19 protein-coding genes, 2 tRNA genes and 2 rRNA genes are annotated in these 23,691 nt (G+C 60.1%); 8 read left to right on the top strand and 15 right to left on the bottom strand.

Annotated features, from left to right (window positions below; genetic code table 11):
- Positions 1-124 precede the first annotated feature (124 nt).
- From ACVWZT_RS14740 to ACVWZT_RS14725, 4 genes are all read right to left on the bottom strand, one after another.
- Positions 125-3,016 (bottom strand): 23S ribosomal RNA (locus tag ACVWZT_RS14740).
- A gap of 249 nt (positions 3,017-3,265) precedes the next feature.
- Positions 3,266-3,341: transfer RNA gene (locus ACVWZT_RS14735), tRNA-Ala, on the bottom strand.
- A gap of 24 nt (positions 3,342-3,365) precedes the next feature.
- Positions 3,366-3,442, bottom strand: a tRNA-Ile gene (locus tag ACVWZT_RS14730).
- A gap of 84 nt (positions 3,443-3,526) precedes the next feature.
- Positions 3,527-5,063: ribosomal RNA gene (locus ACVWZT_RS14725) — 16S ribosomal RNA — on the bottom strand.
- Together the 16S and 23S rRNA genes with 2 tRNA genes alongside form the textbook arrangement of a ribosomal RNA operon.
- A gap of 455 nt (positions 5,064-5,518) precedes the next feature.
- Here ACVWZT_RS14725 and ACVWZT_RS14720 point away from each other — a divergent pair.
- Positions 5,519-6,415 carry a formate/nitrite transporter family protein gene (locus ACVWZT_RS14720; RefSeq protein WP_296230055.1) on the top strand — a complete coding sequence of 299 codons (897 nt, stop codon included), beginning with the start codon at positions 5,519-5,521 and terminating at the stop codon, positions 6,413-6,415.
- A gap of 332 nt (positions 6,416-6,747) precedes the next feature.
- Here ACVWZT_RS14720 and ACVWZT_RS14715 read toward each other — a convergent pair whose 3' ends face one another.
- Positions 6,748-7,077 carry a DUF2025 family protein gene (locus ACVWZT_RS14715; protein ID WP_296230054.1) on the bottom strand — a complete coding sequence of 110 codons (330 nt, stop codon included), beginning with the start codon at positions 7,075-7,077 and terminating at the stop codon, positions 6,748-6,750.
- A 123-nt stretch (positions 7,078-7,200) separates the two neighbouring features.
- On the bottom strand, positions 7,201-8,109 hold the full coding sequence (locus ACVWZT_RS14710) for a LysR family transcriptional regulator (protein WP_457469998.1): 909 nt from the start codon (positions 8,107-8,109) through the stop codon (positions 7,201-7,203).
- Positions 8,110-8,220: 111 nt separating this feature from the next.
- On the opposite strand from ACVWZT_RS14710, the gene ACVWZT_RS14705 reads away from it, so the two are divergent.
- Entirely contained in the window at positions 8,221-8,979 is a 759-nt protein-coding gene (locus ACVWZT_RS14705) for an SDR family NAD(P)-dependent oxidoreductase (protein ID WP_457469996.1), read from the top strand.
- Positions 8,980-9,069: 90 nt separating this feature from the next.
- Here ACVWZT_RS14705 and ACVWZT_RS14700 read toward each other — a convergent pair whose 3' ends face one another.
- The 7 genes from ACVWZT_RS14700 to ACVWZT_RS14670 all read right to left on the bottom strand — a co-directional run bounded on the left by ACVWZT_RS14700 (position 9,070) and on the right by ACVWZT_RS14670 (position 13,930).
- A complete protein-coding gene (locus ACVWZT_RS14700) occupies positions 9,070-9,933 on the bottom strand; it encodes an efflux RND transporter periplasmic adaptor subunit (protein ID WP_457469994.1) in 864 nt (287 codons plus the stop codon).
- Between the two features lie 13 nt (positions 9,934-9,946).
- On the bottom strand, positions 9,947-10,153 hold the full coding sequence (locus tag ACVWZT_RS14695; RefSeq protein WP_296230050.1) for a DUF1656 domain-containing protein: 207 nt from the start codon (positions 10,151-10,153) through the stop codon (positions 9,947-9,949).
- Complete coding sequence (locus tag ACVWZT_RS14690; protein WP_296230048.1) at positions 10,140-12,128, bottom strand: FUSC family protein; 1,989 nt, start codon at positions 12,126-12,128, stop codon at positions 10,140-10,142. The genes ACVWZT_RS14695 and ACVWZT_RS14690 overlap by 14 nt, the downstream gene beginning before the upstream one ends.
- 235 nt (positions 12,129-12,363) lie before the next feature.
- Positions 12,364-12,480: a cytochrome c oxidase subunit CcoM gene (gene ccoM, locus ACVWZT_RS14685; protein ID WP_027918924.1), complete on the bottom strand. Its 117-nt coding sequence runs from the start codon at positions 12,478-12,480 to the stop codon at positions 12,364-12,366.
- A 135-nt stretch (positions 12,481-12,615) separates the two neighbouring features.
- Positions 12,616-12,777 (bottom strand): hypothetical protein, encoded by a 162-nt coding sequence (locus ACVWZT_RS14680; protein WP_003254864.1) that lies wholly within the window; start codon positions 12,775-12,777, stop codon positions 12,616-12,618.
- A 67-nt stretch (positions 12,778-12,844) separates the two neighbouring features.
- On the bottom strand, positions 12,845-13,171 hold the full coding sequence (locus ACVWZT_RS14675) for an aspartate-semialdehyde dehydrogenase (protein ID WP_296230044.1): 327 nt from the start codon (positions 13,169-13,171) through the stop codon (positions 12,845-12,847).
- Positions 13,172-13,234: 63 nt separating this feature from the next.
- The gene (locus tag ACVWZT_RS14670) at positions 13,235-13,930 is read right to left on the bottom strand and encodes a M949_RS01915 family surface polysaccharide biosynthesis protein (RefSeq protein WP_296230043.1); all 696 of its coding nucleotides are present in this window, start codon (positions 13,928-13,930) and stop codon (positions 13,235-13,237) included.
- A 175-nt stretch (positions 13,931-14,105) separates the two neighbouring features.
- Between ACVWZT_RS14670 and rapA the strand changes: the two genes are divergently transcribed.
- The gene (gene rapA, locus ACVWZT_RS14665; protein WP_296230041.1) at positions 14,106-16,952 is read left to right on the top strand and encodes an RNA polymerase-associated protein RapA; all 2,847 of its coding nucleotides are present in this window, start codon (positions 14,106-14,108) and stop codon (positions 16,950-16,952) included.
- A 25-nt stretch (positions 16,953-16,977) separates the two neighbouring features.
- On the opposite strand, the gene ACVWZT_RS14660 is transcribed toward rapA, so the two are convergent.
- Positions 16,978-17,865 carry an NAD(P)-dependent oxidoreductase gene (locus ACVWZT_RS14660; RefSeq protein ID WP_457469989.1) on the bottom strand — a complete coding sequence of 296 codons (888 nt, stop codon included), beginning with the start codon at positions 17,863-17,865 and terminating at the stop codon, positions 16,978-16,980.
- Positions 17,866-18,050: 185 nt separating this feature from the next.
- On the bottom strand, positions 18,051-18,362 hold the full coding sequence (locus ACVWZT_RS14655) for a DUF2288 domain-containing protein (protein WP_457469987.1): 312 nt from the start codon (positions 18,360-18,362) through the stop codon (positions 18,051-18,053).
- Positions 18,363-18,719: 357 nt separating this feature from the next.
- On the opposite strand from ACVWZT_RS14655, the gene ACVWZT_RS14650 reads away from it, so the two are divergent.
- The 5 genes from ACVWZT_RS14650 to ACVWZT_RS14630 all read left to right on the top strand — a co-directional run bounded on the left by ACVWZT_RS14650 (position 18,720) and on the right by ACVWZT_RS14630 (position 23,663).
- Positions 18,720-19,835: a branched-chain amino acid ABC transporter substrate-binding protein gene (locus tag ACVWZT_RS14650; RefSeq protein WP_296230037.1), complete on the top strand. Its 1,116-nt coding sequence runs from the start codon at positions 18,720-18,722 to the stop codon at positions 19,833-19,835.
- Between the two features lie 185 nt (positions 19,836-20,020).
- Entirely contained in the window at positions 20,021-20,944 is a 924-nt protein-coding gene (gene livH, locus ACVWZT_RS14645; RefSeq protein WP_025340356.1) for a high-affinity branched-chain amino acid ABC transporter permease LivH, read from the top strand.
- Complete coding sequence (locus tag ACVWZT_RS14640) at positions 20,941-22,197, top strand: high-affinity branched-chain amino acid ABC transporter permease LivM (RefSeq protein WP_289130253.1); 1,257 nt, start codon at positions 20,941-20,943, stop codon at positions 22,195-22,197. The genes livH and ACVWZT_RS14640 overlap by 4 nt, the downstream gene beginning before the upstream one ends.
- Positions 22,194-22,961, top strand: coding sequence for a high-affinity branched-chain amino acid ABC transporter ATP-binding protein LivG (gene livG, locus ACVWZT_RS14635; protein WP_170031819.1), 768 nt, complete (start codon positions 22,194-22,196; stop codon positions 22,959-22,961). Before ACVWZT_RS14640 ends, livG begins: the two co-directional genes overlap by 4 nt.
- Entirely contained in the window at positions 22,962-23,663 is a 702-nt protein-coding gene (locus tag ACVWZT_RS14630; RefSeq protein ID WP_013973921.1) for an ABC transporter ATP-binding protein, read from the top strand.
- Positions 23,664-23,691 lie beyond the last annotated feature (28 nt).

Raw genomic sequence — 23,691 nt, 5'->3', positions numbered from 1 at the left:
GCCAGAAGGTCCTGGTAGACACTCCAGCGAATCCGGATATGTGATGTTCGTGGTTCGTTGCGAACTTTCGGTTCGTATCATCTTCACCACCGCAATCTGCGTCGGCAAATTGCTTGGGTGTTATATGGTCAAGCCTCACGGGCAATTAGTATTGGTTAGCTCAACGCCTCACAGCGCTTACACACCCAACCTATCAACGTCGTAGTCTTCGACGGCCCTTCAGGGAACTCAAGGTTCCAGTGAGATCTCATCTTGAGGCAAGTTTCCCGCTTAGATGCTTTCAGCGGTTATCTCTTCCGAACATAGCTACCCGGCAATGCCACTGGCGTGACAACCGGAACACCAGAGGTTCGTCCACTCCGGTCCTCTCGTACTAGGAGCAGCCCCTCTCAAATCTCAAACGTCCACGGCAGATAGGGACCGAACTGTCTCACGACGTTCTAAACCCAGCTCGCGTACCACTTTAAATGGCGAACAGCCATACCCTTGGGACCGGCTTCAGCCCCAGGATGTGATGAGCCGACATCGAGGTGCCAAACACCGCCGTCGATATGAACTCTTGGGCGGTATCAGCCTGTTATCCCCGGAGTACCTTTTATCCGTTGAGCGATGGCCCTTCCATACAGAACCACCGGATCACTAAGACCTACTTTCGTACCTGCTCGACGTGTTTGTCTCGCAGTCAAGCGCGCTTTTGCCTTTATACTCTACGACCGATTTCCGACCGGTCTGAGCGCACCTTCGTACTCCTCCGTTACTCTTTGGGAGGAGACCGCCCCAGTCAAACTACCCACCATACACTGTCCTCGATCCGGATAACGGACCTGAGTTAGAACCTCAAAGTTGCCAGGGTGGTATTTCAAGGATGGCTCCATGAGAACTGGCGTCCCCACTTCAAAGCCTCCCACCTATCCTACACAAGCAAATTCAAAGTCCAGTGCAAAGCTATAGTAAAGGTTCACGGGGTCTTTCCGTCTAGCCGCGGATACACTGCATCTTCACAGCGATTTCAATTTCACTGAGTCTCGGGTGGAGACAGCGCCGCCATCGTTACGCCATTCGTGCAGGTCGGAACTTACCCGACAAGGAATTTCGCTACCTTAGGACCGTTATAGTTACGGCCGCCGTTTACCGGGGCTTCGATCAAGAGCTTCGCTTGCGCTAACCCCATCAATTAACCTTCCGGCACCGGGCAGGCGTCACACCCTATACGTCCACTTTCGTGTTTGCAGAGTGCTGTGTTTTTAATAAACAGTCGCAGCGGCCTGGTATCTTCGACCGGCATGGGCTTACGGAGCAAGTCCTTCACCCTCGCCGGCGCACCTTCTCCCGAAGTTACGGTGCCATTTTGCCTAGTTCCTTCACCCGAGTTCTCTCAAGCGCCTTGGTATTCTCTACCTAACCACCTGTGTCGGTTTGGGGTACGGTTCCCAGTTATCTGAAGCTTAGGAGCTTTTCTTGGAAGCATGGTATCAACCACTTCGTCGCCTAGAGGCAACTCGTCATCAGCTCTCGGCCTTGAAATCCCGGATTTGCCTAAGATTCCAGCCTACCACCTTAAACCTGGACAACCAACGCCAGGCTGGCCTAACCTTCTCCGTCCCTCCATCGCAATAACTGGAAGTACAGGAATATTAACCTGTTTTCCATCGACTACGCTTTTCAGCCTCGCCTTAGGGACCGACTAACCCTGCGTCGATTAACGTTGCGCAGGAAACCTTGGTCTTTCGGCGTGCGAGTTTTTCACTCGCATTGTCGTTACTCATGTCAGCATTCGCACTTCTGATACCTCCAGCAAGCTTCTCAACTCACCTTCACAGGCTTACAGAACGCTCCTCTACCGCGTCATCAAAGATGACACCCGTAGCTTCGGTGCATGGTTTGAGCCCCGTTACATCTTCCGCGCAGGCCGACTCGACTAGTGAGCTATTACGCTTTCTTTAAAGGGTGGCTGCTTCTAAGCCAACCTCCTAGCTGTCTAAGCCTTCCCACATCGTTTCCCACTTAACCATGACTTTGGGACCTTAGCTGACGGTCTGGGTTGTTTCCCTTTTCACGACGGACGTTAGCACCCGCCGTGTGTCTCCCATGCTCGGCACTTCCAGGTATTCGGAGTTTGCATCGGTTTGGTAAGTCGGGATGACCCCCTAGCCGAAACAGTGCTCTACCCCCTGGAGTGATACATGAGGCGCTACCTAAATAGCTTTCGAGGAGAACCAGCTATCTCCGAGCTTGATTAGCCTTTCACTCCGATCCACAGGTCATCCGCTAACTTTTCAACGGTAGTCGGTTCGGTCCTCCAGTCAGTGTTACCTAACCTTCAACCTGCCCATGGATAGATCGCCCGGTTTCGGGTCTATACCCAGCGACTAAACGCCCTATTAAGACTCGCTTTCGCTACGCCTCCCCTATTCGGTTAAGCTCGCCACTGAATATAAGTCGCTGACCCATTATACAAAAGGTACGCAGTCACCTAACAAAGTAGGCTCCCACTGCTTGTACGCATACGGTTTCAGGTTCTATTTCACTCCCCTCTCCGGGGTTCTTTTCGCCTTTCCCTCACGGTACTGGTTCACTATCGGTCAGTCAGTAGTATTTAGCCTTGGAGGATGGTCCCCCCATGTTCAGACAAAGTTTCTCGTGCTCCGTCCTACTCGATTTCATTGACAAGAGATTTTCGTGTACGGGGCTATCACCCACTATGGCCGCACTTTCCAGAGCGTTCCACTAATCTCAAACCAACTTAAGGGCTGGTCCCCGTTCGCTCGCCACTACTAAGGGAATCTCGGTTGATTTCTTTTCCTCAGGGTACTTAGATGTTTCAGTTCCCCTGGTTCGCCTCTTGCACCTATGTATTCAGTACAAGATACTCAGCTTGTGCTGAGTGGGTTCCCCCATTCAGAGATCTCTGGATCACAGTCTGTTTGCCGACTCCCCAAAGCTTATCGCAGGCTACCACGTCTTTCATCGCCTCTGACTGCCAAGGCATCCACCGTATGCGCTTCTTCACTTGACCATATAACCCCAAGCAATCTGGTTATACTGTGAAGACGACATTCGCCGAAAATTCGCATGTTGCTCTTTCGAGCAGAACTCACAAATTTTACCTTAGCCTGATAACCAGCAGTGAAACTGGTCATCAGTCTATATCTATCACATATCCGAATTTTTAAAGAACGATCTGACAAAAGCCAGAAATCAACATTCGATGCGAATGTTCATTTCTGAGTTTGATCAAGTGCAACAATTTCACAACAGCAGAAAGTGGTGGAGCCAAGCGGGATCGAACCGCTGACCTCCTGCGTGCAAGGCAGGCGCTCTCCCAGCTGAGCTATGGCCCCGTATTCTACGGCTGAACCATGTAATGGTAGGTCTGGGCAGATTTGAACTGCCGACCTCACCCTTATCAGGGGTGCGCTCTAACCAACTGAGCTACAGACCTATAACAGGGTCACGTGCAACATCGTCTTTTACAATGAATCAAGCAATTCGTGTGGGAGCTCATCAGCAGGCTGATGTCGTCGATTAAGGAGGTGATCCAGCCGCAGGTTCCCCTACGGCTACCTTGTTACGACTTCACCCCAGTCATGAATCACACCGTGGTAACCGTCCCCCCGAAGGTTAGACTAGCTACTTCTGGTGCAACCCACTCCCATGGTGTGACGGGCGGTGTGTACAAGGCCCGGGAACGTATTCACCGCGACATTCTGATTCGCGATTACTAGCGATTCCGACTTCACGCAGTCGAGTTGCAGACTGCGATCCGGACTACGATCGGTTTTGTGAGATTAGCTCCACCTCGCGGCTTGGCAACCCTCTGTACCGACCATTGTAGCACGTGTGTAGCCCAGGCCGTAAGGGCCATGATGACTTGACGTCATCCCCACCTTCCTCCGGTTTGTCACCGGCAGTCTCCTTAGAGTGCCCACCATGACGTGCTGGTAACTAAGGACAAGGGTTGCGCTCGTTACGGGACTTAACCCAACATCTCACGACACGAGCTGACGACAGCCATGCAGCACCTGTGTCAGAGTTCCCGAAGGCACCAATCCATCTCTGGAAAGTTCTCTGCATGTCAAGGCCTGGTAAGGTTCTTCGCGTTGCTTCGAATTAAACCACATGCTCCACCGCTTGTGCGGGCCCCCGTCAATTCATTTGAGTTTTAACCTTGCGGCCGTACTCCCCAGGCGGTCAACTTAATGCGTTAGCTGCGCCACTAAAATCTCAAGGATTCCAACGGCTAGTTGACATCGTTTACGGCGTGGACTACCAGGGTATCTAATCCTGTTTGCTCCCCACGCTTTCGCACCTCAGTGTCAGTATCAGTCCAGGTGGTCGCCTTCGCCACTGGTGTTCCTTCCTATATCTACGCATTTCACCGCTACACAGGAAATTCCACCACCCTCTACCGTACTCTAGCTCGCCAGTTTTGGATGCAGTTCCCAGGTTGAGCCCGGGGCTTTCACATCCAACTTAACGAACCACCTACGCGCGCTTTACGCCCAGTAATTCCGATTAACGCTTGCACCCTCTGTATTACCGCGGCTGCTGGCACAGAGTTAGCCGGTGCTTATTCTGTCGGTAACGTCAAAACAGCAAGGTATTAGCTTACTGCCCTTCCTCCCAACTTAAAGTGCTTTACAATCCGAAGACCTTCTTCACACACGCGGCATGGCTGGATCAGGCTTTCGCCCATTGTCCAATATTCCCCACTGCTGCCTCCCGTAGGAGTCTGGACCGTGTCTCAGTTCCAGTGTGACTGATCATCCTCTCAGACCAGTTACGGATCGTCGCCTTGGTGAGCCATTACCTCACCAACTAGCTAATCCGACCTAGGCTCATCTGATAGCGCAAGGCCCGAAGGTCCCCTGCTTTCTCCCGTAGGACGTATGCGGTATTAGCGTTCCTTTCGAAACGTTGTCCCCCACTACCAGGCAGATTCCTAGGCATTACTCACCCGTCCGCCGCTGAATCAAGGAGCAAGCTCCCGTCATCCGCTCGACTTGCATGTGTTAGGCCTGCCGCCAGCGTTCAATCTGAGCCATGATCAAACTCTTCAGTTCAATACTGCTTGGGTTTTTAAGAAACCCTAAACTTGGCTCAGCAATCTCAAATGACTATGTGATTTCTCGCATGGCCACTTGTGATGCTGATAATCTTTGTGACTATCAGTCCGTACTCACAAGCACCCACACGAATTGCTTGATTCGATTTGTTAAAGAGCGTTTGGTCAAGAGCGTTTCGTCTCAACCGAGGCGCGCATTCTACGCTTTCCTCACTGGCTGTCAAGCGTTTATTTTGAAGTTTTTTACATCCGGTTTCTTTCGAAACCTTTTAACTTCAACAGCTTACCGCCTACCCCGAAGCGTTCATCGCTGCGAGGAGGCGAATAATACGCGCTTTGAAATCAGAGTCAACACCTTGATCTAAAAACTTTTTTGCAGCGCCGGCGGCATGCCGGCAACTAATGGAAGCGCCGCGAATCTGTAGAGGAACACCCCAACGGAGCGGAGCGGCCATGAGCGATGCGCAAAGCGAGAAAACCCCGGGCCTGTCGGCGGATGAAGAGCAGGAAGTCAGCCTGAACCAACCGCCGCGCGCAGCAGTGTTGCACGAGATCATTCGTTACCAGGGCGATCAGGAACTGGAGCGTACCCTCGCAGCACTATGGTGGTCAGCCCTCGCTGCCGGATTGTCCATGGGACTCTCGCTCATGGCCATGGGCCTCTTCTACGCCCGGCTTCCGCAAGGTGAAAGTTCTCAGGTGGTCGCCAGTATTGGCTACAGCGCCGGCTTCCTGGCCGTGATCCTGGCACGTCAGCAACTGTTCACGGAAAACACTCTGACCGCCGTCCTGCCCGTCATGACCGCCCCTACCCTGGCCAACTTCGGGCGCCTGTTGCGGCTGTGGAGCGTGGTACTGCTTGGCAACCTGGCCGGCACCCTGCTGGTGGCCTGGGTCATGCTGGAACTGCCGATCTTCGACAGCAAGACCGACGTTGCCTTCCTCGAGGTAGGCCGCAAGGTCATGCAGAACGACATCAGCCAGATGTTCGCCAAAGGCATCGTGTCGGGCTGGATGATCGCCACCATGGTGTGGATGATTCCGTCGATGGAACACGCCAAGATCTGGATCATCCTGATGATTACCTACCTGATGGCCCTTGGCGACTTCACCCATATCGTGGTCGGCTCGGTCGAAGTGTCCTACCTGGTGTGGGCCGGCGATGAAACCTGGCGCAGCTTCTGGCTGGAGTTCGCCCTGCCAACCCTGGCCGGAAACATCATCGGTGGCAGCTTCATCTTCGGTTTGATCAGCCATGCGCAGGTGCGCAGCGACAGCGGCAAGTCGCCTTCGCGCTTACTGGAAGACAACCCGGCAGGCGCCCGTCACCGCAAGAACGGCCAGCAATGAGCCGAAACGCGCTCGTTCACCAGGTTGCCTGCAATTTTGCCGGCAGCCAGCTGCCGCGCTCAAGCTGGCGCGGCAGGACAGCGGTTTCCGCCTGAACGGCTTGCACGTGGAAAAGCGTGATGCAGGACCACGAGCATCTGCACATCGACCTCGGCCACATCGGCTTCCAGCTGGAGCAATCCGCTGCCGGGTCACCAGTTGTTGCATGCGGTGCCGCCGCCGCTGGCCGGGGCTTTGCTGATACTGCGCCTGGTCATGTTGTACCTGTTTCGCCATGTCGCGCAGTCCGCGGGCGATCGCCCGCCCCGTGTAACGCGGTCGCTACGGGCGTTTCAGCAAGGTTGTTGCAGGCTGCGCTCGGCGACGATCTCCGGCAGGTCGCGGCGGCGCATGTAGGCACGCAGCGGCTCACCGATGTTCAAGCGGTCATCCATATGTTGTTCAAACAACAGCGCCAGCCGTTCGCGGCACAGCGCCATGCGCTGCCCCTGCGTGGGTCGCCAGACAAACTCGCCACAAGGTGTGATGCTGGCATCGGCCACGTCCATGCCGAACGCGTCTTCGGAAAAACGCACGATATGCACGCCACGCTTGCCGTTGTACCCGACAAAGCCCTTGAGCTGGTCGGCAGCGTTGCAGATGTCCTGGGAAGTGATGGCCATGACGTAACCTCGCAATCAAATTGAAAGATACGCACGCCTGGCGGGGAAGAGTCGCCTCTGCGGGCGACTGGTGGGCGAAAGCCTAACGCAAGCCGCCACACGGCTGCCATGGTTTTTAACCAATCAGTGGCCGCCATCGACCTGCGAGTGCAGCACCTCGCCCAGCCATTGCATGAATACCTGCACCCGGCGCGGCACGTGCCGTTGCCGGGCATACAGCAGTGATACCGGCATGGCCGGGGCCTGCCAGTCTTCCAGCACAGAAACCAGCTCGCCGCGCTTCAGGTGCTCGGCCACGCCCACCGCCGGCACCTGGATCAGCCCCAGCCCGGCCAGGCAGGCGGCCGAATACGCCTCGGCATTGTTGACCGTCACCACACCGGCCATGGCCTGGTAGCGAAGCTCATTGCCATGCTGGTATTCGAAACCGGCACTGCGCCCGCCCAGGTTGCGCACATAGTGCACCAGCTGGTGCCCGGCCAGGTCCTGCAGTGTGCGGGGCACGCCGTAGCGGGCCAGGTAGGCGGGGCTGACACAGTTGCGCATGCTCAGTTGCCCGACCGGCCGCGCCGCTACATCCAGATCATGCAGGGCGCCGATACGCATCACGCAGTCGAAGCCTTCGCGCAGCAGATCGACCTGGCGATCGGTGCAACTGAGCTCCACCTCCAGGCGCGCAAAGCGCTGTAGAAATTGCGGCAGCTGCGGGATGATGACCCGACGCGCCATCATGGTCGGCAGGTCGATGCGCAGGCGCCCGGCCAGCTCGGCATCGTCAGCGCAGAACAGGCTTTCGATCTCCTCCATGCCCGACAGCAAGTCCTTGCTGCGTTCGTACAGCAAGGCACCATCCTGGGTCGTTCGTACCCGCCGTGTGGTCCGGTTGAGTAGCTGCGTACCCAGCATGCGTTCCAGCATCCTCACCTGCTCCGACACGGTCGAACGCGGCAGCCCCAGGCTTTCCGCCGCCAAGGTGAAACTACTGACTTCACTGACCCGCACAAAGGTACGCAACAGCTCCAGCTTGTTCACTTAAACCTCCAACTATCCGGTTTTACCGAACAGTATTTCCATATTTGCTGGATTTAACAGCAATCGGCTGACCAATAACCTGTGCTCATCCACCCACAGGAGGTTTTCGCCATGACCCGCAAGATCGCCCTCATCACTGGCGCCAGCCGCGGCCTCGGCCGCAATGCCGCCGAACACCTGGCCGCACGCGGTATCGACGTGATCGGCACCTACCACAGCAAGGCGGAGGAAGCGCAGGGCGTGGCCGCCCGCCTGGAACAGGCAGGAGTCAAGGCAGCCATGTTGCAGCTGGACGTTGGTGACAGTAGCAGTTTCGCCGACTTCGCCCAGCGTCTGGAAAGCACTCTGCAACAGCAGTTTGGTCGCGAGCGTTTCGACTTTCTGCTGAACAATGCCGGCATCGGTCTGAATGTGCCGTACACCGAGACCAGCGAGGCGCAGTTCGACCAGTTACTGAACATTCAATTGAAAGGCCCGTTCTTCCTTACCCAGCGCCTGTTGCCGCTGTTGGTGGATAATGGCCGCATCATCAACATCTCCACCGGCCTGGCGCGCTTTGCCCTGCCGGGGTATGCCGCCTACGCCGCGATGAAGGGGGCGATGGAAGTGCTGACCCGCTACCAGGCCAAGGAACTTGGCGCACGCGGCATTCGGGTGAACATTCTGGCGCCGGGGGCAATCGAGACCGATTTCGGCGGGGGCGTGGTAAGGGACAACCGCCAGGTGAATGAATACATTGCTGGCAACACGGCGCTCGGGCGGGTGGGCTTGCCGGATGATATCGGCGCGGCGATTGCGCTGTTGCTGGAGGACGGGAATGGCTGGATAACCGGGCAGCGGCTGGAGGTGTCGGGCGGAATGTTCCTCTGAAACGGGAAATTGGGGGCCGCGTTGCGGCCCATCGCGACGCCAGCCCGCTTCTGCAGCAATACGAAAACCACTGCGCAACGGCCTCGGGGCCTACTTCTGCTCCTCATGCACCTGCACACTCGCCGTCATCCCGGCACTCAGTGCTACGCCCTGCGGTACTTGGTCCAGGCGAATACGTACCGGGATGCGCTGCGCCAGCCGCACCCAGTTGAAGGTCGGCTCCACCTCCGGCAGCAGCTGGCTGTCCGGATTGCTGTTGCGGTCGGTGATGCCGCGGCTGATGCTTTGCACATGCCCTTGCATCGGTTCGCCCGCCCCCATCAGCCAGACTTTCACCGTGTCCCCTACGCGAATGCGCGGTAGCTTGGTTTCCTCGAAATAGGCCTGGATATAGAAGGTTGAATCATCCACCAGCGCCATCACCGACTCCCCGGCGTTCACATAGTTGCCTTGGGCCAGCCGCAGGTTGGTGATATGCCCGCTGCGAGGTGCGCGCACCTCACTGCGCGCCAGGTTGATCCTGGCAATCTGCAACTGTGCCTCGGCTTCGTGCAATTCGCCACGTGCGATGGCCGCGTTGATCTGGGCGTTCTCGCGTAGCTCGGCACTGATCGCCTCTGGCCCAAGGGCAGTCCGCCGGGCAGCCTCACGTTCGCGCAAGCGCAACTGTTGGGCGCGGGTCTCGGTCACTGCGCTGGCCTGGTCGAAAGCCGCCTGGAAGCGTTCGCGGTCGATGGTCATCAGCAGGTCACCTGCCTTGACCTGTTGGTTGTCATGCACCTTGAGCTCGCGTACCCAGCCCGATACGTCGGGGGCAATCACCACCACATCGGCGCGCACCCGGGCGTCACGCGTCCAGGGCGTGAGCATGTAGTACTGCCACAGCTGGTAGCCGGCGAACACGGCCAGGGCCACCACACACAAGGTCACCAGAATACGTACGGCCGCACGCATCGAAACACTCCTTTTATAGAGTTCCCAGCAGTCGCACCACCAGGAACAACACACAAACGAACAACGCCGCATCGAACAGCGCTTCATGCCAGATCCAGCGCCCCAGCGGCGTGGCCTGCACCACCAGGCGCAGCACGCCGGTGAGCACCAGCGCCAGCAACACATAGACCAGGAACGGGCTGAACAGCACGCCGCCGACTTCCCATTCACGCAATCCCATGGGCTTCCTCCTGCCAGTGGCACCACTTGCGCCAGCTTTTCTGCAATTGCAACACTGCCCCTTCGGCCAACCGCAGCGGGTCGCTCGAGGGTTGCCGGCGCAGAGCACCTATGAATGCCTCACTGGTGGCGTCCAGATTATGACCACGCCCGGGCGCCGGCCCCTTGGCCAGCACCGCTTCCAGCTGCTGCAGATAGTCGCGCTCGGCCTGGCCCAACGGGGCCTGGGCAACGGCCAGGCACATGCGCAGATGTACCAGCTCATCACCGATATCCAGCCCGTGCAGGCCGTCATCCCAGCGCTTGCGCTCGCTATCGGGCAGTTCGCCGGCATGCCGCGCCAGCTGCATCAGACGGTCGGCCATACGCCCACCGAACCAGGTGTCGGCACCGCGCAGGTCGCGCCGGGTCAGGCGCGCCAGGTCACTCTGGGTCGCTGCACGCAGGCGCCGGCCCAGCCAGGCAGGGTGGCGAAATACCAGCAAGCGGAAGGCCATTACCGCGGCTGACACACCGACCAGCATGGCCAGCGCGCTGTTGAGCAACGTGGCCACACCGAACTGCATGGCATTAAGCGGCGAAACCAGCACGATGAAGTGCAGGCAATAGGAGGTAGCGGTGGCCCCGGTGCGTGGATGCGCCATGCCCAGGGCACCCAGAAACAGCGGCACGCCCATGCCCAGGCAGAGCATCGCGAAGCTGCTCCATTGCGGTAACAGTATCTGCCCGACCAGAAACGCGGCAGGAATCGCCAGAAAGATTCCGCGCAAAAAGCTCAGGCCGATCTGGGCGCCATTCTCGCGGCTGGCGAACAGGCTGCACACAACACAGGTCAGCACCAGCCCTCCCGGTGCTGATGGCCACGCCGTGGCCAGCCAGAAGCCGCTCATTACCAGAAAGGCCAGCGCACTGCGTGAGCCGAACAGCAAGGCCAGCGACCAGTCACGATGCACTGCCAGGCCCTGGGCCACATCTTTCGGCGCCCTGCCCGCCTCCACATCCTCCAGTGCCTGGCTGGCGGCCATGGCGTAGTCCAGCAGCAAGGCCATGCGCGCCAGACAGTAGTGCTCGGTCGAACTGATCTGTTCATCGTGGGCTGCATCCCAGAGGCGCTGACGCAGCACCAGCAGGCTGGGCGAGTCGGGCTTGCCGAGCAACGCCCGCACCTGCTCCAGCCAAGGCGCCAGGCGTCCGGCCTCGTGTTCGTCAAGTTGTCGCCATTGTCGGCGCACCGAGCGGGAAATGCGCAGCAGTACCATCAGTTTCTGGCTCAGGCCACGAATGGCGCGGGCACGCTGGCGGCCACGGCTGCCTTCGAACCAGGCGTGTTCGCGCTGGCTGTCGATGGCAACGATACGCCCCAGGCTCTCCAGCAAGCCTTTGCGCGCCTCATCCTCACCGCCCAGCATGGCACTCGCAGCCTGCAGGCCATTCTGCCAGGCCTGGCGGGCCTGCCCGCTCAGTTGCTGTTCGACGCGCATGGGCCAGAGCAGAGCACTGCTGGCGGTGGCACAGAAGATTCCCAGGCAGATCTCGGTGCAGCGTGCGACGGCCTGGTCGAACACCTGCAACGGGTGGTCAATGGCCGGCAAGGCGATGATCGCGGCGGTGTAACCGGCCAGCACGAAGGCATAGGCCCAGGCGCTACGCAATTGGGTGGAAGCGGCGGTGCACAGGGCCAGCCACAGCGCCAGGGTAAGCAGGAACAGCCACGGGGCCTGGGCGAACAGGCCGATGAACAGCACCGACATGAGCGTACCGACCAAGGTCCCCGCCAGCCGCGCCAGGCCCTTCTGCACCACCATGCCCGACAGCGGTTGGGCGACGATGAAGGCGGTCATCAATGCCCAGGCCGGTTGTTCCAGGCCCCAGCGCATCGCCAGCCACAATGCCAGGCCGCCACCAAACAGGGTCTTGATGGCGAACTTCAGGGCGAGGCTGCTGGGGGCGAACAGGGCCTGGAGGGTGATAGGCACGAGGCGGACCTTGCGGGGATGACTTGTTCAAAGATAGACAACGAGAGAAAGAATAAAGCGAAACCTATTAATTAGCTAGCTAATCATCTTTGTGGTTAAAAGCTTTTCCGCTTCGGCCTTTTCCAGAACCAGCCAACTCTCACGGACTCGCGCCCCTGGTGGCGCCAAATCGCAGGCAAAAAAATGGGCGACCGAAGTCGCCCCAAATGCCTTGCGTGCTCGTGTACCTGGAAGGTCAGCGCGGCTTGCGCTTGTGCGAGTCCTTCCAGATGAAAATGCCCAGACCGGCAAAGAATGCAAACATCAACCCGACCGTTACCACCCCGGCGATAACCACATTGTCGAAGAACATGCTGGCCTCCCCATTCGTCTGCCGTTATCCGATGGGTGCACGTTAACCAATGTCAGGGGCGGAAAAATTGATCGGTGTCAATAGTGCCCGGGGCCGGGCACGCAAGGCGGGTGCAAGGTTGACCTGCATCAAGTTTCAGCGCTTCTTCGGCTTGCCCTTGGGTTTCTTTTTCTTGCTGGTGCTCAATGGCAGGGCCTGTTCGAATGCGTTGCGCATTTCGTTCAGGCGCTTTTCCTTGAGGTCATGGACGCGCTTGGCGCGTTCGGCATCGAAATCGATGAGGTTGTCTTGGCTCATGGGTGGGCTCGACGATCAACTGAGGCTTGCATGATGAAGCCAGGCGCAGACGCTGACCAGCCCCACGTCAGACTTCGATATCCACCAGCAGCCCCTGGCGTTCATGCTCGCCCATCAACGGCGCTACCGGCACGGTGTTGTCGGCGTTGACCTCATCACCCGGCATCGCGCTGTAGCGCTCGTCGCTGCCCTTGTGCCGGCGTTGCTGGCGACGCTGCTCTTCGCGCAGCAGCAGCGCCTGCTCCTGCGGGTCCCGCTGGCGCTTGAGGTCGATGGCACTTTCCCCGGATGCAGGCTGCGCCGGTACCACCGGTTTGATATCGGGGGTCGGCTTGACCGGATCCTGTTGTGAAGTCACCGGAGCGGCGCTGAGCGGAATGATCGGTGGCAACATGGACGTTCTCCTATGCCCTCTGTATCGGCAGGCGCAGACTTACCTTGAAGACATGGACAAGTTTTATTCAGCTTCGTCGTCAGGGTCGTCGTCGGCTGGTGCGCTGACCTCGCTCCAGGGCCGCTTGTACACCTGCTGCCAGACCTTGTCCAAGTGCTCGCGCAGCACCTGCGGTGCTGCCTTGAGCGAGGCGCTGTCCGCACGTTCACCGCCGATCGGCTCTTCACCTGCCGGGGTGATCAGCGACTGGCCGGTGATGGTGTAACTGGCCTGCCCTTCGCGCATTTCGATGGCGATGTCGTGCGGGTCGATGCCGCCGCCGCAGAAGGCATGGCTGGCGACCGTAACCTCGGCGACACCGTCCTTGTTCAGGTCGCTGACATCGCTGACGTCGTTATAGAAATCCACATCCAGATCCAGGCCCGGGCAGCTGGTTTCCTGTTCGATCTGCCAGCGCGCCTTGAACGCGTCGTTTTCGGCACTACGCCCGTACAACGTGGCCTTGAGTACTACTTTGTCCACTTCCTGTTCGCTTTCCGGGTCGCTGGCCTGGCCATCGCTACGGCTCAGCACCAGCAGGCCTTCACCGTTGCGGTCACGAAAATGCACGCTCTTGATCGGCGTCTGCACGCCCAGCACTTCGAGCTGCTCCATCGGGATGGCAGGCAGGGGCTCGAAGTTTTTCTGCTCGCAGGCGACCAGCAGCACCAGGCTGCCCACGGCTATCGAAGTACGCAACCAGCGGTGCTTGGCAGACATGGCGATCCGAAGCCCTCTTCAGCAACACGGTATGGGCGATGAAACGACTAGACTGTTGCATGGCCTGTGGAGGCCTGTTGCGGCATTTGCGCATCTTTCGGTGCGCTCGGCACTTTGGTCCGACCGGCCGATCCGTTAACATAATCGGCTTTTTCATCGCGGGAGTTCAGGCAGTATGGCGCAGCAGTATCAACCGGGGCAACGCTGGATCAGCGACAGCGAAGCCGAGCTCGGCCTGGGTACCATCCTGGCGCAGGATGGCCGTCTGTTGACCGTGCTCTACCCGGCCACTGGCGACACCCGTCAGTATTCCCTGCGCAATGCGCCGCTGACCCGCGTACGTTTCTCGCCCGGTGACCAGATCACCCACTTCGAAGGCTGGAAGCTCACCGTGCGCGAGGTCGAGGACGTCGACGGGCTGATGGTCTACCACGGTCTGGACGGGCAGAACCAGCCGCGCACCCTGCCGGAAACCCAGCTGTCGAACTTTATCCAGTTCCGCCTGGCCAGCGACCGCCTGTTCGCCGGGCAAATCGACCCGCTGTCGTGGTTCAGCCTGCGTTACAACACCCTGCAGCACACCAGCAAGCAGATGCAATCGGCGCTGTGGGGCCTGGGCGGCTGCCGCGCCCAGCCCATCGCCCACCAGTTGCACATCGCCCGCGAGGTGGCCGACCGCAGCGCGCCACGTGTCCTGCTGGCCGACGAAGTGGGCCTGGGCAAGACCATCGAGGCCGGCCTGGTGATCCACCGCCAGCTGCTGTCGGGCCGCGCCAGCCGCGTGCTGATCCTGGTGCCGGAAAACCTCCAGCACCAGTGGTTGGTGGAAATGCGCCGTCGCTTCAACCTGCAGGTGGCGCTGTTCGACGCCGAACGTTTCATCGAAAGCGATGCCAGCAACCCGTTCGAAGATGCCCAATTGGCGCTGGTGGCCCTGGAATGGCTGGTCGACGACGAAAAGGCCCAGGACGCGCTGTTCGCCGCCGGCTGGGACCTGATGGTGGTCGACGAAGCCCACCACCTGGTCTGGCACGAAGATCAGGTCAGTACCGAATACGGCCTGGTCGAACAATTGGCGCAGGTGATCCCGGGCGTTCTGCTGCTCACTGCCACCCCCGAACAGCTCGGCCAGGACAGTCACTTCGCCCGCCTGCGCCTGCTCGACCCCAACCGGTTCCATGACCTGGCGGCCTTCCGCGCCGAGAGTGAACACTATCGCCCGGTGGCTGAAGCCGTTCAGGAACTGCTCGACGAAGGCCGCCTGTCACCCACGGCCCACGCCACCATCCAGGGCTTCCTCGGCGCCGAAGGCGAGGCCCTGCTGGCCGCCGTCAGCGACGGCGATACCCAGGCCAGCGCGCGCCTGATCCGCGAGCTGCTCGACCGCCACGGCACCGGCCGCGTGCTGTTCCGCAACACCCGTGCGGCCATCCAGGGTTTCCCGGAGCGTCAGCTGCACCCTTACCCGCTGGCTACGCCCGAGCAGTACCGCGACCTGCCAGCCGGCGAGCATGCCGAGCTGTACCCGGAAGTCGCCTTCCAGGCCCAGGGCGAGGTGGCCGACGACGAGCGCTGGTGGCGTTTCGACCCACGCGTCGACTGGCTGATCGACACCCTGAAGATGCTCAAACGCACCAAGGTGCTGGTGATCTGCGCCCATGCCGAGACCGCGATGGACCTGGAAGACGCCCTGCGCGTGCGCTCCGGCATCCCGGCCTCGGTGTTCCATGAAGGCATGAGCATCCTCGAACGTGACCGGGCCGCTGCCTACTTTGCCGACGAAGAGTTCGGCGCGCAGGTGCTGATCTGTTCCGAAATCGGCAGCGAAGGCCGCAACTTCCAGTTCGCCCATCACCTGGTGATGTTCGACCTGCCAGCGCATCCGGACCTGCTGGAACAGCGCATCGGCCGCCTCGACCGTATCGGCCAAAAGCACACCATCCAGTTGCATGTCCCTTACCTTCAAGGCAGCCCACAGGAACGCCTGTTCCAGTGGTACCACGAAGGCCTCAACGCCTTCCTCAATACCTGCCCGACCGGCAACGCCCTGCAGCACCAGTTCGGCCCACGCCTGTTGCCGCTGCTCGAAACCGGCGAAAGCAAGGCCTGGGATGCACTGGTGGCCGATGCCCGCAGTGAGCGCGAACGTCTGGAAGCCGAACTGCATACTGGCCGTGACCGCCTGCTGGAGCTGAACTCCGGCGGTGGCGGTGAAGGCCAGGCACTGGTCGAGGCCATTCTCGAACAGGATGACCAGTTCGCCCTGCCGATCTACATGGAAACCCTGTTCGACGCCTTCGGCATCGACAGCGAAGACCATTCCGAGAACGCTCTGATCCTCAAGCCGAGCGAGAAGATGCTCGACGCCAGCTTCCCGCTGGGTGACGACGAAGGCGTGACCATTACCTACGACCGTGGCCAGGCGCTGTCACGCGAGGACATGCAGTTCCTCACCTGGGAACACCCGATGGTGCAAGGCGGCATGGACCTGGTGCTGTCCGGCTCGATGGGCAACACCGCCGTGGCGCTGATCAAGAACAAGGCGCTCAAGCCGGGTACCGTGCTGCTTGAACTGCTGTTCGTCAGTGAGGTGGTGGCGCCGCGCAGCCTGCAACTGGGCCGTTACCTGCCACCGGCTGCTTTGCGTTGCCTGCTCGATGCCAACGGCAACGACCTGGCTTCCCGCGTGGCCTTCGAAACCCTCAACGACCAGCTCGAAAGCGTACCGCGCGCCAGCGCCAACAAGTTTGTCCAGGCCCAGCGCGACGTGCTGGCCAAGCGCATCAGCAGTGGTGAGGCCAAGATCCTGCCGGCCCACGTCGAGCGCGTGGCCGAAGCCCAGCGCCGCCTGGCGGCGGAAGCCGACGAAGAGCTGGCCCGCCTGGTCGCGCTGCAAGCGGTCAACCCGAGCGTGCGCGACAGTGAGATCGAGGCGCTGCGCAAGCAGCGTGAAGAAGGCCTGGCGATGTTGGAAAAAGCGGCCCTGCGCCTGGAAGCCATCCGCGTGCTGGTGGCAGGCTAGCCTGCCAGGTCACCCAGCGGGGTGATCAACCCTTGCTGCGGTACAGTTCGACCAGGGTCGCCGGGTCTTTTTCCTGGTAGCCCTGGCTTGCATGCAAACGCATCAGTTGGGCAGCGAGGCCACTGAGTGGCGTCGCCGAGCCTTGCTCGCGGGATAGCTTCACCGCACCATCAAGATCCTTGAGCAGCGTACGCACGTGCCATTTGATCGGCTCGAAGCGGCTTTCGGCCATCTGTGGCGCGAGGATCTGCAGTGGCCTGGAATCGGCAAAACCGCCAGCCAGTGCTTCGGCAATCAGGGTCGCATCCACCCCCGACCGTTCGGCCAATGCCACCACTTCGGCGATGACCAGGGCATTGCAGGCCACGATCATCTGGTTGCAGGCCTTGGTTACCTGGCCTGCCCCCACCGCGCCCATGTGCGTCACGCGCTGGCCCAGTACCTGCAGCACAGGGCGCGCGCGTTCCAGGTCGGCCGCCGCGCCACCGACCATGATCGCCAAGCTACCGGCTTCGGCACCAGGTGTGCCGCCAGATACTGGCGCATCCAGCCACGCCATGCCGCACAGCGCCGCCAGCTCGGCGGCCATCTCCCGCGTCGCGGTCGGATCAAGGCTGGAGAAATCGACCAGTAACTGGCCGCTGTGCCCGCCCAGGGCAATGCCTTGTTCACCGAACACTACCTCGCGCACGACAGCGGTGTCGGCCAGGCACAGCAACACCATATCGCTGTTGCGGCACAGTTCGGCTGGGCTGCTGGCCAGGCGCGCACCAGCGGCGACCAGGGCGGCGCACTTGTCCGGGCTGCGATTCCACACCGTCAGCGTGTAGCCTGCGGCGAGCAGGCGCCGGCACATGGGCAACCCCATCAGGCCGATCCCGGCGAACCCAAGCGAAGGTAGTTCAGTGCTCATCATCACTCCTGGCTAGTTCGAAGATTATCCTGGCTACACGGTTGCGCTTCACCTGGCAGACTGGTGCGCATTACGCATCCCGTAAACTGTTACCGCCACGCCGAATTGTTACTTACCTCTACCCGTGCTGAGCGCCTTCGAGCACCATAACGGAGCTGCTGCGCATTTTCGCGCACCAAAAATGATCACGCGTTGGCCGGACGCTTCACCTGGATCACGATGAACGGCGAAACCACCACCGCCCAGATCTCTGGGTCGCGGCTTTGCAGGTCCTGAGCCTGCTCGGCAGTCACCAGGCCGACAGTGCCATCACTACGCCACTTGGCGAAGATCTCGCTGCGATTCTCGGCCATCGCCTCGGCAACGGTGATCAGGTCCAGGCTTGGGTCGACCCAAATCAGGTCACCTTTGGCCCAAAAACGCTCCAGTGCTTTCCACTCGATGGTTGCCGTCTCGCCAAGCAGTTTGGCATAGAGGGTGCTTGTGTGATCAGTCATGGGCCGTTTCCGCAAAAGTCGATCAATAAAAAGGCCGGCATTTTTGCAGAAAAACCCGGTTTCAAATATGTAATTTGGTCGATCGATCCCGATTTTATGGGGCGGGATCATAGATACAGGCAGATTGATGGCGCCTTTTTGTATCTTTATGTCGACCAAGCGACAACCCAGGAAACAGGCACTTTTCGAACGCTTTTCAAGCGCTTGAACAGCGCTCTACACTGTACCGGTACAGTTCCGGGACATGTTCCGGGGGAAGGTGGGCTTGCGCGTTGGCATGGCCAGCCGCGAATCCCGCCCGGTCTGTAGCCCTGGCCGCCAGGACTATAAGAATTACAACAGAATGAGTGGAGCACTATGATCAAGATTTCCAAGCTGTTCGCCGCAATGGTCCTGGCCGGGGTAGCCAGCCATTCGTTTGCCGCCGATACCATCAAGATCGGGATTGCAGGTCCCAAGACCGGCCCTGTGACCCAGTACGGCGACATGCAGTTCATCGGCGCCAAGCAAGCCATCAAGGATATCAACGCCAAGGGCGGCGTCGATGGCAAGATGCTCGAAGCCAAGGAATACGACGACGCCTGCGACCCCAAACAGGCCGTGGCAGTCGCCAACAAAGTGGTCAACGACGGCGTCAAGTTCGTCATCGGCCACCTGTGCTCCAGTTCTACCCAACCGGCGTCCGACATCTACGAAGACGAAGGCGTGATCATGATCACCCCGGCCGCCACCTCGCCGGAAATCACCGCCCGTGGCTACAAGCTGATCTTCCGCACCATCGGCCTGGACAGCGCCCAGGGCCCGGCCGCCGGGAACTACATCGCCGACCACGTCAAGCCGAAGGTGGTCGCGGTGCTGCACGACAAGCAACAGTACGGTGAAGGCATCGCCACCGCGGTCAAGCAGACCCTCGAGCAGAAAGGCACCAAGGTTGCCGTGTTCGAAGGCCTGAACGCCGGTGACAAGGATTTCTCCTCGATCATCCAGAAGCTCAAGCAGAACAACGTCGATTTCGTCTACTACGGCGGCTACCACCCGGAGCTGGGCCTGATCCTGCGCCAGGCTCAGGAAAAAGGCCTGAAAGCCAAGTTCATGGGCCCGGAAGGTGTGGGTAACGACTCCATCTCGCAGATCGCCCAGAACGCCTCCGAAGGCTTGCTGGTGACCCTGCCGAAGTCGTTCGACGCCGACCCCGAGAACAAGGCCATCGTCGATGCCATCAAGGCTGACGGCAAGGACCCAAGCGGCCCGTTCGTGTTCCCGGCCTACTCGGCTGTGGAGCTGATCGCCCAGGGTATCAAGCAAGCCAAGTCCGAAGACGCCGAGAAGGTGGCAGAGGCCATCCACGCCGGTTCCTTCAAGACCCCGACCGGTACCCTGTCGTTCGACGACAAAGGCGACCTGAAAGACTTCAAGTTCGTGGTCTACGAATGGCACTTCGGCAAGCCGAAGACCGAAGTCTCCCCTCAGTAACTGCGTGACTAATAGCTGACCTAGGAGCCCACTGTGCGAGCAGTGGGCTTTGTTTTACGAGGTTCATGGGCCTGATCCCCGCGATCCGGGGGCGGGTTCACCTGAAAATCTTAAAACCGTCACCCGCGGTTTCCTGGCCGTACCCGCGCCAGCGAAATGCAAATCAGGTTTTTAGGAGCGCTGTAATGCCTGAGATCTACCATTTCTTCCAACAACTGGTTAATGGATTGACCATTGGCAGCACCTATGCCTTGATCGCCATCGGCTACACCATGGTGTACGGCATCATCGGCATGATCAACTTCGCCCACGGCGAGGTGTACATGATCGGTTCCTACGTGGCTTTCATTGCCCTGGCGGGCCTGGCCATGATGGGTATCCATTCGCTGCCGATCCTGATGACCGTCGCCTTCGTCGCGACGATCTTCGTCACCAGTGCCTATGGCTACAGCATCGAACGGGTTGCCTACCGCCCCCTGCGCAACAGCAACCGCCTGATCCCGCTGATTTCCGCCATTGGCATGTCGATCTTCCTGCAGAACACCGTCTTGCTGTCGCAGGACTCCAAGGACAAGTCCATCCCCAACCTGATCCCCGGAAGCTTCTCCTTCGGGCCAGGCGGTGCTGAAGAAGTACTGATCAGCTACATGCAGATCCTTGTGTTCGTGGTCACCCTGGTGGCCATGACCTGCCTCACCCTGTTCATCTCCCGTTCCCGCCTGGGCCGCGCCTGCCGCGCCTGCGCCGAGGACATCAAGATGGCCAACCTGCTGGGCATCAACACCAACAACATCATCGCCCTCACCTTCGTCATCGGTGCCGCCCTGGCGGCGGTGGCGGCTGTGCTGCTGAGCATGCAGTACGGGGTGATCAACCCCAACGCCGGTTTCCTGGTGGGCCTGAAGGCCTTCACCGCGGCGGTGCTGGGTGGCATCGGCAGCATCCCGGGCGCCATGCTCGGCGGGCTGGTGCTGGGCGTGGCCGAAGCGTTCGGTGCCGATATCTTCGGCGACCAGTACAAGGACGTAGTGGCATTCGGCTTGTTGGTTCTTGTCCTGCTATTCCGGCCGACCGGCATCCTGGGCCGCCCGGAGGTTGAAAAAGTATGAACAGAAATCTCAAACAGGCGTTCTTCAGCGCCTTGCTGGTCTGGGCCGTGGCCTTCCCGGTGCTGGGCCTGAAACTGAGCATCGACGGCATCAGCCTGGCGGTGCACAGCCAGGGTTCGTTCACCATCAGTATCATCGCCGTGTGTTCGGTGTTGATGTTCCTGCGCGTGCTGTTCGACAAGCAGTGGAGCGCGGTGATGGGCCGCCGTTCGGATCGCAAGCTGATCCCGCCGGCCGTCAGCAACTACCTGACCCTGCCGAAGACCCAGCGCTACGTCATCCTGGGCCTGATCGTCGCCGCGCTGGTGTGGCCGTTCTTCGGTTCGCGCGGTGCGGTCGACATTGCCACGCTGATCCTGATCTACGTGTTGCTGGGCCTGGGCCTGAACATCGTGGTCGGCCTGGCGGGCCTGCTCGACCTCGGCTACGTCGGTTTCTACGCCGTCGGTGCCTACAGCTACGCGATGCTCTCGCACTACCTGGGCTGGAGCTTCTGGGTGTGCCTGCCGATCGCCGGTCTGATGGCCGCTACCTTCGGCTTCCTGCTCGGCTTCCCGGTGCTGCGCCTGCGCGGTGACTACCTGGCGATCGTGACCCTCGGTTTCGGCGAGATCATCCGCCTGTTCCTGCGTAACCTCACCGACTGGACCGGCGGCCCCAACGGCATCAGCAACATCCCCAAGCCGGAGTTCTTCGGCCTGACCTTCGAACGCCGTGCCGCCGAGGGCATGCAGACCTTCCATGAGTTCTTCGGGCTGGAATACAACTCGATCAACAAGGTCATCTTCCTCTATCTGGTGGCCCTGCTGCTGGCCCTGCTGGCGCTGTTCGTGATCAACCGCCTGCTGCGCATGCCGATCGGCCGCGCCTGGGAAGCCCTGCGCGAAGACGAGATCGCCTGCCGTGCGTTGGGCCTGAACCCAACCGTGATCAAGCTTTCGGCGTTCACCCTGGGTGCCTGCTTCGCCGGTTTCGCCGGCAGCTTCTTCGCCGCGCGCCAAGGTCTGGTGACCCCGGAGTCGTTCACCTTCATCGAGTCGGCGATCATCCTCGCCATCGTCGTGCTCGGCGGCATGGGCTCGCAGCTGGGCGTGATTCTCGCGGCCATCGTGATGATCCTGCTGCCCGAGCTGATGCGTGAGTTCAGCGAATACCGGATGCTGATGTTCGGTGCGCTGATGGTGTTGATGATGATCTGGCGTCCGCAAGGCTTGCTGCCTATGCAACGACCACACATGGAGCTGCATCGATGAGCCGTGAAATTCTGCAAGTCAGCGGCCTGAGCATGCGCTTCGGCGGCTTGTTGGCGGTCAACGGCGTGGGCCTGACCGTCAAGGAGAAACAGGTGGTGGCACTGATCGGCCCGAACGGTGCCGGCAAGACCACTGTGTTCAACTGCCTGACCGGCTTCTACAAGCCCAGCGGCGGCACCATCCTGCTCGATGGCCAGCCGATCCAGGGCCTGGCCGGCCACCAGATCGCCCGCAAGGGCGTGGTGCGGACCTTCCAGAACGTGCGCCTGTTCAAGGAAATGACCGCACTGGAAAATCTGCTGATCGCCCAGCACCGCCACCTGAACACCAACTTCTTCGCCGGCCTGTTCAAGACCCCGAGCTTCCGCCGCAGCGAGAAGGAGGCCATGGAACGCGCACAGTACTGGCTGGAAAAGGTCGCCTTGACCGAATTCGCCAACCGTACCGCCGGCACCCTCGCCTACGGCCAGCAACGCCGCCTGGAAATCGCCCGCTGCATGATGACCCAGCCGCGCATCATCATGCTCGACGAACCGGCAGCGGGCCTGAACCCGAAGGAAACCGAAGACCTCAAGGCTCTGATCGCCTACCTGCGTGAGTCGCACAACGTCACCGTGCTGCTGATCGAGCACGACATGAAACTGGTGATGAGCATTTCCGACCATATCGTGGTGATCAACCAGGGCACCCCCCTGGCCCATGGCACGCCGGAAGAGATCCGCGACAACCCTGATGTGATCAAAGCCTACCTGGGGGAAGCGTAAATGCTGAAGTTCGAGAACGTTTCCACCTTCTACGGCAAGATCCAGGCGCTGCACAGCGTCAATGTGGAAATCAACCAGGGCGAGATCGTCACCCTGATCGGTGCCAACGGTGCCGGCAAGTCGACCTTGCTGATGACTCTGTGCGGCTCGCCGCAGGCGCACAGCGGCAGCATCAAGTACCTGGGCGAAGAACTGGTCGGCCAGCCGTCCTCGCACATCATGCGCAAGAGCATCGCGGTGGTGCCGGAAGGCCGCCGCGTGTTCTCGCGCCTGACTGTCGAGGAAAACCTGGCGATGGGTGGATTCTTCACCGACAAGGGCGATTACCAGGAGCAGCTGGACAAAGTGTTGCAACTGTTCCCGCGCCTGAAGGAGCGTTATATCCAGCGGGGCGGCACCATGTCCGGTGGCGAGCAGCAGATGCTCGCCATTGGCCGGGCACTGATGAGCAAGCCCAAGCTGCTGCTGCTTGACGAGCCTTCGCTGGGCCTTGCGCCAATCATCATCCAACAGATCTTCGACATCATCGAACAGCTGCGCCGTGATGGCGTGACCGTGTTCCTGGTGGAGCAGAACGCCAACCAAGCGCTGAAGATCGCAGACCGGGCGTACGTGCTGGAAAACGGCCGAGTGGTGATGCAGGGGACCGGTGAAGCACTGCTGACCGACCCGAAGGTGCGCGACGCGTACCTGGGGGGATGATCGAAAAAAGGGCCTTCGGGCCCTTTTT

The sequence above is a fragment of the Pseudomonas sp. TE21394 genome (genome assembly GCF_054057835.1).
The sequence above is the reverse complement of the archived record's forward strand: the minus strand, read 5'-3'. Positions and strand labels throughout refer to the sequence as shown.